Origin of the sequence: Chryseobacterium sp. MA9 (assembly GCF_024399315.1) — a bacterium.
Taxonomy (GTDB): domain Bacteria; phylum Bacteroidota; class Bacteroidia; order Flavobacteriales; family Weeksellaceae; genus Chryseobacterium.
Window position 1 is genome coordinate 4,737,806 of record NZ_CP075170.1, and the last position, 13,764, is coordinate 4,751,569.

Here is a 13,764-nt window from a genome sequence, read left to right on the forward strand (position 1 = left end):
TTTTTTGTTGGCTTATGGCAGCAGTAGTCACATTTTTTTAATCATGGATCTTTGTGCTTGTGCTCAAATTATTTTCAGAGTCTAATGTTAAAATACAATTATCATTATATTCAAGATCAGTTTACAATCAATTTATACATTCGCAGCCATAAAAGTGAATATGAAAAAATTACTATTGTCTGTTGTAGTGCTGGCAGTATTGGCTTCATGTAAAAGTGATGATGATACCACAATAATTAATCAGGATATTAATTATTCCAAACTACCTCAGGAATTTCCATTTACAAAACTGGCTACCATAAACGGAGTAGATGTCATCAATGGTGGATTTGGTTCCGGAGCAGCAGCCCACCCTACAAGAAAAGGTGAATTCTACGTCATCACAGATAGAGGGCCTAATACTGACTTTCAGAATGGAAAAAAATTCCTTGCTCCTAACTTTACTCCTACCATTATGCATTTTAAAATCAATGCTGAAGGGAATGTGGAAGTAATCAAATATATTAAGCTTAAAAATCCATCAGGACAGATTATTACAGGGCTTCCAAACCCGGTAGGAATGGGAAGTACAGGGGAAATAGCCTATGACGCTTCCGGAAATGTTTTAGGCACAGATAAATATGGATTAGACAGTGAAAGTATTGTGGCAGCATCAGACGGTACATTCTGGGTTTCTGATGAATATGGTCCACACATCGTACATTACAGTGCAGATGGAGTAGAAATGGAAAGAATAAGTCCGATAGGTGTAAATACCGGACCAAGAAAATTACCCGCAGTTTTAGCGAAAAGAAGAGCTAACAGAGGTATGGAAGGACTTTGCATTACCCCGGATGGAAGAACGCTGGTAGGAACCATACAGTCAATGATGCTTGTACCGAGCAAAGCATTGGCAACTAATACTACTTTAACGAGAATTGTCACATTTGATATTATTACAGGGCAGACCAAACAGTTTTTATATAAGCAGGATGGAGGCGCTTCTGATTCAGTTTGTGATATTACAGCATTAAGTAACAATGAATTCCTGGTGATTGAAAGAGATGGAAATTTCGGATCTCAGGGAGGAATAAAAAAAGTATACAGAATTAACCTGAGCAATGCCTCCGATGTGAACGGGACTGATATTAATGCAGTAGACGGGATGAAAATTAATGGGAAAGCTTTAGAACAGTGCTCATGGGATGAAATTACCAATGCAGGGATAAAAGCTGTTTCAAAAACATTAGCCGTAGATCTGGTTGCAAAACTGGGCTATGAACATGATAAATTTGAAGGAATAGTTTATTTAGGAAATAATAAACTGGCTGTTTTCAATGATGATGACTTTGGAGTAGTGGATGATGGAAACGGAAATCCTAAAGCCAAAATTTTACCAAAGACAGGTAAAGTAGACAAAGGAACTATGTATGTAGTCGATATTCAATAATTAGATTTTTTTAACGGAAAACGGCGGCATCGAAGATGCCGCCGTTTTTATGTATCAATAGGAACGGGTTTTATCCGGAACCCCATTATTTTTTTGCTTATTAATTAAAACCTTCAATAATCTTAGAGAAATCCTCTAATTTCAAAGCTGCCCCTCCAATCAGACCTCCGTCGATATCCGGCTGAGAGAAGATTTCTTTTGCATTGTCTGGCTTTACAGATCCTCCATAAAGGATTGAAACCTCATCAGCAACTTCCTGTCCGTATTTTGCAGCGATGATACTTCTGATATGTGCATGAATCTCCTGAGCCTGCTCCGGGCTTGCCGTTTCTCCTGTTCCGATAGCCCAAACCGGTTCGTAAGCAATCACTACCTTCTTAATTTCTTCAGCAGAAAGTGTGAAAAGAGCTACTTCAGTCTGATTTTTTACTACTTCCAGATGTTGTCCTGCCTTTCTCTGCTCAAGAGTTTCCCCATTACAGTAAACAGGAATAAGACCTTTGTCAAGCGCTAATTTGATTTTTCTGTTACAGTGAGAATCTGTTTCTCCATGATACTGTCTTCTTTCAGAGTGCCCGATTAATGAACCGGTAGCATCGATAGATTCCAACATATCTGCAGAAATTTCTCCTGTATAAGCACCACTTTCATGCTCACTCATATCCTGAGAAAATACCCCGATTTCATCCTTTTCAAAGATGTCTTTTGCCATCATTAAATATAATGCAGGTGGAGCGATCCAAACCTCACAGTTGGTAGCGTTGTTGTTTTTATAGCTTAGTAACTGAATCATCAATTGTTGTGCATCAATTACATTTTTGTTCATTTTCCAGTTGCCTGCAACTATTTTTCTTCTCATAAGATTTAAATATAGATTTATTTTATTTTTTTTTGTTACAATCCCCAAAGATTTTTCAGCAGAACGTAGAACGTATGCTCCTCTTCAGTTACTTTATTATCAGCTTTGATCAATGATTTTGCAAACTGAACAAACTTTACACGCTCATCTTCTGTAGAATCATCATGAAAACATCTTGCATGGAATTCAAAATGATCTTTCCATTCTTCAGGCTGCAAAAGAGCTAATGTGTCTAGTTCGTTGTCAAGATTCATTCTGAACGGAAATTCATCTGCCAGATATTGCTGAACCAGCATTCCTTCCTCAGGAGCAAACTCTCCGTCTACAGAAGAAAGAATCATTAATAAGTGATAGCCGGCGATTGATTTATTTGATTTTTGCATTTTTTAATATTTTATTACTAGATCGTCTAAGTTATTTTCTTTTAAAATTTTATCGAGATATTTACCTCTACTGCTTGAATTTCTTTGATAAGGAGCAAATTTCTGAGTTACTTCGTTGAATTCCTCGTTCAGCTTTATCAGTTCATCTGATTCTTCTGGGGTAAGTTTTTTATCAGAAGACTGTGTGTTGAAATGAATCAGTTTTTTTACTGCAATTTCCTTTTTTACAATTTCCTCTTCTGTAGAATGTAATGTACAAATCCCATATATGCCATTACAATAGGCAGCCCACTCACTTTCAAATATTTCATTTAGCTTTTCCTGTTCCGGAAAAGAAGTATTGAATATACTATCATAAGCAAAGGCTTTATCAGGATGGTTGATCAGATTTAGGATAAAGTTTTCTTTAAATTCTTCTTTGTATAGATGAATATCCCTCAATTCTTTATTCTTTTTAACCAGTGAAATACAGTTCTTACTGAAATATTTTTCTGTAATTTCACTTTCAAATTCATCATTAAGAGGTGATGTAATTCTGATACTTCTGGAAACCGTGTAAGAAGGTTGTGGAACTAATTGATTTTGAATGAGCGCAGCCAGTTCATCCTTACTGATATTCGTTATAGTACACAATTCATTTTCTGTAATATAATTTTCATTAATATAATCAAAATTTTGTTCCATCACTTTTGAAATAATTAATTGATATAATCCTTTGCAGGCTGTTTGTCTATAATTTTTCCATTTTCAAGAATCAGTACAAACGGGTTGCTTCTTGCTATGGTTTTGATGGCAGTTCCGTCCATCATTGCATTTTTAATAGTTTTAAAAGTATTCGGATAGGTAGAAATACCATAGATAAGAGCTCCTTTCTGTGTATTTACTTTAGCTTCCACCTTTTGAAGCAGATCAGCAGGAACATCTTTTGGATGATAAGAGAATACCAAAACAGCTTTTGGGGCGTTGATGATATCGTTCGTAACCTCCATTCCTGTAGGATCTTCAATCTTAAATTTCACAATTTCAGATTTGTAACCTTCTTTGATCATTACAGATTCATTTTTTCCTTCCTCAATTTTCCATGGAGAACCTTCTGCCCAGTATTCTGTTTTTTTGATATAATCATCCTGATTTACCTTTATAACAGCTCCTGTTTTCTGGTTTTTCAGAGAGTAAAAAGTTTTATATTCGGAAGGGTTTTTTCCGATTTTTCCTTTTTCACCTTTAATGTCCGTGCCTATTTTATAATCACGGAAATCAATGATAGGTTCATGCATAATTCCCTGCGCCATTACATAGATCATCCCTAGAGAAAAGACGGTTAAAAGGATATATTTAAATGTGTTGGAGGTCTCTTTCTTGGTAACCCCATACTCATCTTTTTTACGGAAATCTTTTCTGTACAAAACAAATAATATAATCAATCCTATCAGAAGTACAACATCCTTAAGGAAGCTCTGCCAAGGCGTAAATTTGATGGCATCGCCAAAACATCCACAGTCCGTTACCATATTGAAATAGGCTGAATAAAAAGTAAGGAATCCAAAGAAAATACAAAGGGCAATTAATAGGGACAAGGTAAATTTAAGCTTTAATTTAAGCAGCAGCATAAATCCAAGGAAAAGCTCCAGTACCACTACTATAATGGAAAACAGCAGGGCAAACTTTTCTAAAAACGGCATGTTGAAAACAGGAGGAGCAAAATATTCTTCCATTTTGAAAGAAAAACCTATCAGATCCACGGCTTTCACAAAGCCTGAAAGGATAAAAATAACAGCAATAATAAAGCGTAATAAACCTTTGAGCATATTAAATATTTTTGGGTTCGAATTGATTTTCTTTTTCCGAGAACTTGATAAGGCAGAAGACGGCATAATTCAGCATATCGAAATAGTTGGCATCAAGCCCTTCCGAAACGATTGTTTTTCCCTGATTGTCCTCAATCTGCTTAGTTCTTAATACTTTCTGATAAATAAGATCCGTGATTGAAGAAATTCTCATATCTCTCCATGCCTCACCATAGTCATGATTTTTTCTTTCCATCAAAGCCTTTGCCTCATTGGCATATTTGTCATACAGACCTAAAATTTCATCTTTATTTTCATTGAAATCATTGGAAAGACCTTTCTCAAGCTGAATAAGTCCAATGATAGAGTAGTTCACAATGGCAATAAATTCATCTTCCTCACTCTCATCCACCATTTTTTTATCAGTCATCTGCAGCGTACGGATCCTGTTGACTTTGATGTAAATCTGATCTGTAATGGAACTCGGTCTTAACACCCTCCATGCTGCACCATAATCCTGTAATTTTTTACCGAAAAGATCACGGCACTGACTGATAACTTTCTCGAACTGTACTGATGTTTTTAGCATAAATTTTCTTAATCTTCCAAATATACGAATTCGGTTTTAGATTTTTGAATTTGATGAGCTGAGTTTGTGAGTCAGAGGGTTTGAGAGTGGGAGAGTTCGAGTATTTCGGATTCTTGATGCGGATTTCGAGTAGTTAGGTGTTAGAGTTTGAGAGTGAGAGAGTTTTAGATTAGAAAGTATTTGAGGAAAAAGTTTCAAGATTCGATTTACTGAGTTCTGGGATTTGAGAGTGTACATTTAGCTTCCAACCTCCAGCTTCTAGCTTCCAGCCTATAATTTTTAATTTCTTCTCATTAAAAACTCATAAATCACTAATTTTGCACCACAAATCATTTATCAACTATTAACTCTCATCCATCAATAATAACTTCCATGCTCTCCAACCCTCAAATTCACTCAATCAACTGCAACGGTCGTTTAGTACAACTGGACACTCCAAAGATCATGGGAATCCTGAATCTGACTCCGGATTCATTCTCTGACGGTGGAAAATTTAATAATGAAAAATCAGCACTGAATCATGCCGAAAAGCTGTTAAAAGAAGGAGCTGAAATATTGGATATCGGTCCTCAGTCTACACGTCCCAATGCTGATTTTTTAAGTACTGAAGAAGAAATAAACAGAATCGGAAATCTTATTTCTCTGATCAAAAAAGAATTTCCGGAAGCTCTGATTTCCCTTGATACTTTTTATGCAGAAACAGTGAAATTCGGATTTAACGAAGGAATTGATCTGATTAATGATATTTCAGGCGGACAGTATGATGCAAAAATGTTTGATACAGCTGCTGAAACGAAGCTTCCTTACATCCTCATGCATGTAAATCCTTCCTACCAAACCATGCATGATAAAATAAAATTTGAAGATATTACGCTGGAAGTGAACCGGTATTTCTCCCAAAAAACGAAAGAACTTTTAGAAAAAGGAGTGAATGATATCATTCTTGATCCCGGTTTTGGTTTCGGAAAAACAGTAGAAGATCAGATGAAAATGATCCATGAAGTTGAATATCTCGGATTTGAAAAATTCCCTCTTTTAATAGGTATTTCCAGAAAGTCATTTATCTATAAACCGCTCGGAAAATCACCTCTGGATATCAATGAAGAAACTCAGAAACTTCATATGAAAGTGTTGGAGCAGGGCGCAAAAATTTTAAGAGTTCATGATGTGGCTGAAGCAAAGAAAATACTGACCCGTTTTTTACGAAAAAAATAAAAAGTGTGAAAAAAACTTGTGAGTAATTAAAAAGTTTATACATTTGCAATATGAATTTTACGAATCAGAAAAATATTATTGTCATTTCTATTATTGCTGTTGTCATTAGCAACAGTAAGGAAACGGCATTTTAAATAGATTTAATTTAAATTATATATAAAACCGTTTCAAATGATGAAACGGTTTTTTTGTTTTAATTTTTTATAGTACAAGAGTATGTATCAGTTATTATCAGTAATTATTATCGTCATTATTATTCCCTTGCGTCTGTGAGAAGGAAAGTGTATGACTGTACATATATTGAGCCCTCTCACAACGTGAGAGGGCTTTTTTTATTCCCATTTTTAAATTTTTTAAACCTTATAACATGTATTACAACGACGACACGACCATCTACTTTGACGGAAAATTTATGAAAGCGAAAGATGCCGGAACAGACCTCTACGGACAATCACTTCACTATGGTTATTCTGTTTTTGAAGGAATTAAATCCTACAGCACAGATCAGGGAACCAGAATCTTCAAAGCAAAAGAACACTACGAAAGACTGAAAAAATCAGCAGAACTGATGCACATTCCCTTTGATTATTCCGTAGAACAGCTTACTGATCTTACTTACGAACTTCTGGAACGTAATGGTTTCACAGATGCTTATATCCGTCCGTTGGTCACATGTTCACCCAATATGTCACTTTCAAAAGGACAAAAATCTTATCTGTCACTTCTTGCCTGGGAATGGAATAACGGCTATCTGGCAGACAAAATGAAAATTATGACTTCCCCTTTTCAACGTCCTAATCCTAAAGCTTTCAAGGTTGAAGCCAAAGTAGGTGGCCATTATGTAAACTCAATATTGGCTTGTCAAGACGCTAAAGACAAAGGTTATGATGAAGCGCTGGTACTGGATGAAAACGGAAACGTTGCCGAAAGCTCAGGTGCCAATGTTTTCTACGAAAAAGACGGAGTTTTATATACTCCGGCCAAAGGAAGTATCCTTCCGGGAATCACTAGACAAACCGTGATGGAAATTTGTAATAAGCTTGATATTCCTGTAAAAGAGACTTTTTTTAAACCGGAAGAAATGAGAGGTGCAGATGCCGGTTTTTTCTGTGGTACAGCAGCAGAAATTGTTGCCCTGAATTCACTTGATGATATTCCTTTTACCAAAAACTGGGAAGATACTGCAAGCGGGAGAGTACAGCAGGCATATTTGAAATTGGTAAGAGTTCTGTCATTGTAAATTTTTATGGTTTAAGTATTTAATTATCAATCAAATACATCTATTTTTTAAACGGTTGAGTATTGTAGTTTTTAGAAAAACCGAAAATGAAAAGAATATTACAAAATGTAGTTTTGGATCGAAATTTAGTAAAGAACTCCAATTTAAGAAGAGGAAAAGAATAGAAAATGCAGTAAAAATATGTTAAATAAATATTCAAAAACATTCACGCAGAACAGTGAGCAACCCGCAGCCAAAGCAATGTTGTACGGGATAGGATTTACAGAAGAAGATATGCACAAGGCTCAGGTAGGAATTGCCAGTATGGGGTATGACGGAAATACCTGCAATATGCATTTGAATGATCTGGCTCAGGTTGTAAAAAAAGGAACATGGAATCATGGGTTAGCCGGATTGGTTTTTAACACAATCGGAGTAAGTGATGGTATGAGCAATGGAACAGATGGAATGCGTTATTCTCTGGTAAGCCGTGATGTAATTGCAGACAGTATCGAAGCGATCTGCGGAGCACAATACTACGACGGATTGATCGCATTGCCAGGATGCGACAAAAATATGCCGGGAACTATCATCGCAATGGGAAGGCTGAACAGACCATCCATCATGGTGTATGGAGGAACAATTGCTCCAGGCTGCTACAAAGGTGAACAGCTTAACATTGTTTCTGCTTTTGAAGCATTAGGGAAAAAGATTGCCGGAGAAATCACTGAAGAAGATTTTGATGGTGTTGTAAAGAATTCCTGCCCAGGCGCAGGTGCATGCGGTGGAATGTATACTGCCAATACAATGGCTTCCGCGATAGAAGCATTAGGAATGAGTCTTCCATATTCCTCTTCCAACCCAGCCTTAAGCAAAGAAAAACAGGAAGAATGCCTTGAAGCAGGAAAATACCTGAAAGTATTATTGGAAAAAGATATTAAACCTTCGGATATCATGACCCGTAAAGCCTTTGAAAATGCTCTTCGCATGATTGTTATTCTCGGAGGAAGTACCAATGCGGTTTTACATTTCATAGCCATGGCAAAAAGTGTTGGAGTGCCGCTTACTCAGGATGATTTCCAAAAGATGAGTGATAAAACTCCAGTACTGGCAGATCTGAAACCCAGCGGAAAATACCTGATGCAGGATCTGTATGAACACGGAGGAATACCATCAGTAATGAAATATCTTTTAAATCAGGGATTATTACACGGTGATTGCTTAACAGTAACAGGAAAAACATTAGCAGAGAATTTAGAAAATGTTCCTGATCTGGATTTCAATACACAGAAAATCATAAAACCATTGTCAGAGCCTGTAAAAGCTACCGGACACCTGAGAATATTATACGGAAATCTTGCTGAAAAAGGAAGCGTGGCAAAGATCACAGGTAAAGAGGGAGAACGTTTCGTAGGAAAAGCCCGTGTATTTGATGGTGAAAAGAATCTGATCAGAGGAATTCAGGATGGAACCGTACAGCATGGCGATGTCATTGTTATCCGTCATGAAGGACCGAAAGGTGCTCCTGGAATGCCTGAAATGCTGAAACCTACCAGTGCACTGATAGGAGCAGGTCTTGGAAGCAGCGTCGCTTTGATTACAGACGGAAGATTTAGCGGAGGAACCCACGGATTTGTAGTTGGGCACATCACTCCAGAAGCTCACGAAGGAGGTTTGATAGCCTTTGTAAATGATGATGACCTGATTGAAATTGATGCCGTAAACAACACCATACAGCTCAAAGTTTCGGAAGAAGAAATAGAAAAAAGAAAGAAAGATTGGCAAAAACCGCCTCTTAAAGTACAGAAAGGATTGCTTTATAAATATGCATTAACAGTATCATCAGCGGCAGAAGGCTGTGTAACAGACGAAATCACTCAATAAAAGTATATGGAAAACCTGAATTTATCAACAGAAATACAACTTAGCGGAAGCCGGATCATTTTGGAGGCATTTCTTAACGAAGGCATAAAAACAGTTTTCGGATATCCGGGAGGTGCTATTATTCCTATTTATGATGCTCTTTACGACTATCAGGAGAACCTGAAACATATACTTGTACGTCACGAACAAGCTGCAGTACATGCGGCACAGGGTTTAGCAAGAGTCTCAGGGGAAGTTGGTGTTGTATTGGCTACCAGCGGTCCCGGCGCGACCAATCTCGTAACCGGTTTAGCTGATGCACTATTGGATAATACTCCTTTGGTATGCATTACAGGGCAGGTTTTTGAACACCTTCTCGGAACTGATGCCTTTCAGGAAATAGATGTAATGAACGTCACGAGCCCGGTTACCAAATGGAATTATCAGGTAACCGATGCTAATGAGCTTCCCGAAGTATTGGCAAAAGCATTTTACATTGCAAAATCAGGTCGTCCAGGTCCTGTATTGATTGATGTTACCAAAAATGCCCAGCTGCAGTCTGTTGATTATAAAGGATATTCTCCATGTCAATCATTGAGAAGTTATAAACCAGATCCCAATTTATGTTTTGAAAGTATTGAAAAAGCAGCGGAACTGATCAATAATGCAGAGAAGCCATTTATCATTGCTGGACAGGGGATTATGCTGGGGAAAGCTGAAAAAGAGTTTTTAGAGTTTGCCGAAAAATCAGGAATTCCGGTAGCATGGACGGTTTTAGGAATGAGCGCCATTCCTACCGATCATCCCCAAGCTGTAGGAATGGTAGGAATGCACGGAAACTATGGCCCGAATATATTAACCAACGAATGTGATGTTCTGATTGCTGTCGGAATGAGATTCGATGACCGCGTAACCGGAAGACTGGATCAGTATGCGAAACAGGCAAAAATCATTCACCTTGATATTGATAACGCAGAGATTAATAAAAATGTAAAAGTTGATGTTCCGGTTCTTGGAAACTGTAAACATACGCTTCCATTTCTTACAAAATGGATTGTGAAAAGAGAACATCCGGAATGGCATGAGAGATTTAAAAAATGTCATGAAATTGAAAGTATCCAATTGATCAATACAGAGCTTTACCCTGAAGAAGGCGAGATTACAATGGGAGAAGTTATCCGTTACCTGAATGAGATGACAAAAGGGAATGCGGTTATTGTAACCGATGTGGGGCAGCATCAGATGGCAACATGCCGTTACTCTCATTTCAAACATTCCCGAACCAACGTCACAAGTGGAGGGCTTGGGACTATGGGATTCTGTCTTCCTGCTGCAATAGGAGCATCTTATGCAGAGACCAACCGTCCTGTTATTGCGGTGATGGGTGATGGTGGAGCTCAGATGAATATTCAGGAACTGGGAACTATAATGCAGTATCATCCGGAAGTAAAGATTTTAATTCTGAATAATTGCTATCTCGGAATGGTGAGACAGTGGCAGGAATTGTTTCACGAAGAAAGATATTCCTCAGTAGATATTCAGAGTCCGGATTTTGTTCAGGTAGCAAAGGGGTACAATATATCAGGAAAGAAAGTATCCGAGAGAGAAGACTTGAAGTGGGCTCTCCGTGAAATGCTTGATCATAAAGGTGCTTTCCTCCTTGAAGTAATGACAGGAAAAGAACACAATGTATTTCCGATGATTCCGCAGGGAAAAAGTGTTTCGGAGATTGTATTAAATAATAAAGCTTAAAAATAAAAAGATGAAAACAGATCATAAAGAATACACCATTACGGCGTACACAGAAGATTATTTAGGGTTAATCGGACGGATTAATGCTATTTTTTCAAGAAGAAGAATTTCTATGGTGACCTTCAATGTAGGTCCTTCCGAAATAGAAAAAGTAAAAAAGTTTGTCATCGTAATCAGAGAAACAGAAGACTCTGTTCAGAAGATCAGCAGACAAATGGAAAAGCAGGTAGACGTTCTGGAAGTACATTATCACAGAAATCCATACCTGACGGCAGTAGAATATGCCAGCTAAGAATAAAAATTAAACATCACAATCAATAATAAATAAAATCAAAGAAAATGGCAAAATTGAATTTTGGAGGAGTAGAAGAGAATGTAGTAACAAGAGAAGAATTTCCGTTGGAAAAAGCTCAGGAAACATTAAAAAACGAAGTCGTAGCAGTGATCGGATATGGAGTACAGGGACCCGGACAGGCTTTGAACCAGAAAGATAACGGAATTAATGTTATTGTAGGGCAGAGAAAAAACTCCAAATCATGGGATAAAGCAGTAGCAGACGGATTTGTACCGGGAGAAACTTTATTTGAAATCGAAGAAGCATTGGAAAAAGGAACCATAATCTGCTACCTTCTGAGTGATGCCGCACAGATTGAATACTGGCCGAAAGTAAAACAGCATCTTACTCCAGGAAAAGCGTTATACTTTTCTCATGGCTTCGGGATCACGTTCAGCGAGCGTACAGGAATTGTTCCTCCAGCCGATGTAGATGTATTTCTGGTAGCACCAAAAGGTTCAGGAACTTCATTAAGAAGAATGTTCCTGCAGGACAGAGGTCTGAACAGCAGTTTTGCCGTTTATCAGGATGCTACAGGAAAAGCCAGAGAAAGAGTAACAGCATTAGGCATCGCAATAGGAAGCGGATATCTTTTTGAAACCGACTTTAAAAAAGAAGTATACAGTGATCTTGCCGGAGAGCGTGGAACATTGATGGGAGCTGTACAGGGAATATTTGCCGCTCAGTATGATGTATTGAGAAAAAACGGACACAGCCCTTCCGAAGCCTTTAATGAAACCGTAGAAGAATTGACTCAGTCATTAATGCCTTTAGTGGCAGAAAATGGAATGGACTGGATGTACGCCAATTGCAGCACAACAGCTCAGAGAGGAGCTTTAGACTGGTGGAAACGCTTCAGAGATGCTACTTCGCCTTTGTTTGAAGAACTATATGACAATGTAGCCAAAGGAAACGAAGCACAACGTTCAATCGACAGCAACAGCAAACCGGATTATCGTGAAAAATTAGAAGTCGAACTTACTGAGCTGAGAGAAAGCGAAATGTGGAAAGCTGGTAAGACAGTACGAAGCCTGAGACCAGAAAACAATTAATTACCAAACAGATGATGAAAGAGGGAGTAAGTTCCTCTGTTTTAGAGAATGTCTATAAAGCAGAGGAACGATTAAAAAATGTAGTGGTAAAAACACCTTTGGCTGTCAATAATAATTTGTCAGCTATTTATGAGTCGAACATTCGTTTTAAAAGAGAAGACCTTCAAAGGGTAAGATCTTATAAAATAAGAGGAGCCTATAATAAGATGGCAACCATGTCTGAGGAAGAACTTTCAAAAGGTGTTGTTTGTGCCAGTGCCGGAAATCATGCGCAGGGCGTTGCGTTTGCATGTCAGACAATGAAAGTAAAAGGAACTATTTTCATGCCTTTACCAACGCCCGGACAAAAGCTTGAACAGGTAAAGATGTTCGGTGGAGAATACATAGATGTTATTCTTTATGGAGATACTTTTGATGTAGCAAAAGATGCTGCGATGAGGTTTTGTAAAGATCATAACAGCGTATTTATTCATCCTTTTGATGATCCGGCGATTATTGAAGGACAGGCAACAACAGCACTCGAGATTCTGGAGCAGGCAGAAGGTGCTGTTGATTATCTTTTTGTTCCGATAGGTGGCGGTGGACTGGCAGCAGGAATCTGTACTGTATTTCAGCATTTGTCTCCGCAAACAAAAATTATCGGAGTAGAACCCTCCGCTGCAGCAAGCATGAAAAAAGCCCTTGAAAAAGGAAAACCTGTTCTTCTTGAAAAGATAAGCCGTTTTGTAGACGGGGCAGCAGTACAGAAAGTAGGAGATATTACTTTTGAACGCTGTAAAAATATCCTGTACGATATGGTTACAGTAGATGAAGGACTTGTATGTGAAACCATATTGTCCCTGTATAATAAAGATGCTATCGTAGTAGAACCGGCGGGAGCACTTTCAGTAGCAGCATTGGAAAGATACAGAGAGGAAATAAAAGGTAAAAATGTTGTGTGTATTATCAGCGGAAGCAACAATGACATTACCCGTATGGAAGAAATCAAGGAAAAAGCATTGCTTTATGCGGGGTTAAAGCATTATTTCCTGGTCAGATTTCCACAGCGTCCGGGAGCATTGAAAACCTTTGTGATAGATGTATTAGGCCCTGATGACGATATTACCTACTTTGAGTACACCCAGAAAAATTCAAAAGAAAAAGGAATTGCAGTAGTAGGAATTGCTCTGAAACAAAACAAAGATTTCACCCCTTTAATCGATAAGATGAAACAAAATGATTTTTTTGTCAACTACCTGAACAATGATCCTTCTCTGATGAATCTTCTTATTTAAAAGAACTA

Annotated in this window: 13 protein-coding genes; 8 read left to right on the forward strand and 5 right to left on the reverse strand. The window is 37.8% G+C overall.

Annotated features, from left to right (window positions below; all coding sequences use genetic code 11):
- The first annotated feature begins 160 nt into the window (after window positions 1–160).
- Entirely contained in the window at window positions 161–1,429 is a 1,269-nt protein-coding gene (locus KIK00_RS21735; RefSeq protein WP_255814339.1) for an esterase-like activity of phytase family protein, read from the forward strand.
- 100 nt (window positions 1,430–1,529) lie between these two features.
- Here KIK00_RS21735 and tpiA read toward each other — a convergent pair whose 3' ends face one another.
- Genes tpiA through KIK00_RS21760 form a run of 5 tightly spaced genes read right to left on the reverse strand, consistent with a single transcriptional unit; the run spans window position 1,530 to window position 5,047 of the window.
- Window positions 1,530–2,288, reverse strand: coding sequence for a triose-phosphate isomerase (tpiA, locus tag KIK00_RS21740; RefSeq protein ID WP_255814340.1), 759 nt, complete (start codon window positions 2,286–2,288; stop codon window positions 1,530–1,532).
- 35 nt (window positions 2,289–2,323) lie between these two features.
- Window positions 2,324–2,671: a TerB family tellurite resistance protein gene (locus tag KIK00_RS21745; RefSeq protein WP_142719433.1), complete on the reverse strand. Its 348-nt coding sequence runs from the start codon at window positions 2,669–2,671 to the stop codon at window positions 2,324–2,326.
- A 3-nt stretch (window positions 2,672–2,674) separates the two neighbouring features.
- Complete coding sequence (locus tag KIK00_RS21750; RefSeq protein ID WP_255814341.1) at window positions 2,675–3,355, reverse strand: DUF6058 family natural product biosynthesis protein; 681 nt, start codon at window positions 3,353–3,355, stop codon at window positions 2,675–2,677.
- A gap of 14 nt (window positions 3,356–3,369) precedes the next feature.
- A complete protein-coding gene (locus KIK00_RS21755; protein WP_255814342.1) occupies window positions 3,370–4,479 on the reverse strand; it encodes a BT_3928 family protein in 1,110 nt (369 codons plus the stop codon).
- 1 nt (window position 4,480) lies between these two features.
- Window positions 4,481–5,047: a DUF1599 domain-containing protein gene (locus KIK00_RS21760; RefSeq protein WP_255814343.1), complete on the reverse strand. Its 567-nt coding sequence runs from the start codon at window positions 5,045–5,047 to the stop codon at window positions 4,481–4,483.
- A gap of 372 nt (window positions 5,048–5,419) precedes the next feature.
- Here KIK00_RS21760 and folP point away from each other — a divergent pair, with 372 nt between their 5' ends.
- The 7 genes from folP (at window position 5,420) to ilvA (ending at window position 13,756) form a co-directional block, all read left to right on the forward strand.
- On the forward strand, window positions 5,420–6,262 hold the full coding sequence (gene folP / locus KIK00_RS21765) for a dihydropteroate synthase (protein WP_255814344.1): 843 nt from the start codon (window positions 5,420–5,422) through the stop codon (window positions 6,260–6,262).
- A gap of 367 nt (window positions 6,263–6,629) precedes the next feature.
- Window positions 6,630–7,502: a branched-chain-amino-acid transaminase gene (ilvE, locus tag KIK00_RS21770; RefSeq protein WP_255814345.1), complete on the forward strand. Its 873-nt coding sequence runs from the start codon at window positions 6,630–6,632 to the stop codon at window positions 7,500–7,502.
- A 180-nt stretch (window positions 7,503–7,682) separates the two neighbouring features.
- The gene (ilvD, locus tag KIK00_RS21775) at window positions 7,683–9,365 is read left to right on the forward strand and encodes a dihydroxy-acid dehydratase (protein WP_255814346.1); all 1,683 of its coding nucleotides are present in this window, start codon (window positions 7,683–7,685) and stop codon (window positions 9,363–9,365) included.
- A 6-nt stretch (window positions 9,366–9,371) separates the two neighbouring features.
- Window positions 9,372–11,096 carry a biosynthetic-type acetolactate synthase large subunit gene (gene ilvB, locus KIK00_RS21780; RefSeq protein WP_255814347.1) on the forward strand — a complete coding sequence of 575 codons (1,725 nt, stop codon included), beginning with the start codon at window positions 9,372–9,374 and terminating at the stop codon, window positions 11,094–11,096.
- Between the two features lie 10 nt (window positions 11,097–11,106).
- Window positions 11,107–11,388 carry a hypothetical protein gene (locus tag KIK00_RS21785; protein WP_052184688.1) on the forward strand — a complete coding sequence of 94 codons (282 nt, stop codon included), beginning with the start codon at window positions 11,107–11,109 and terminating at the stop codon, window positions 11,386–11,388.
- Window positions 11,389–11,435: 47 nt separating this feature from the next.
- Window positions 11,436–12,482, forward strand: a complete 1,047-nt coding sequence (gene ilvC, locus KIK00_RS21790; protein ID WP_255814348.1) for a ketol-acid reductoisomerase — start codon at window positions 11,436–11,438, stop codon at window positions 12,480–12,482.
- Window positions 12,483–12,493: 11 nt separating this feature from the next.
- Window positions 12,494–13,756, forward strand: a complete 1,263-nt coding sequence (gene ilvA, locus KIK00_RS21795; RefSeq protein WP_255814349.1) for a threonine ammonia-lyase — start codon at window positions 12,494–12,496, stop codon at window positions 13,754–13,756.
- Window positions 13,757–13,764 lie beyond the last annotated feature (8 nt).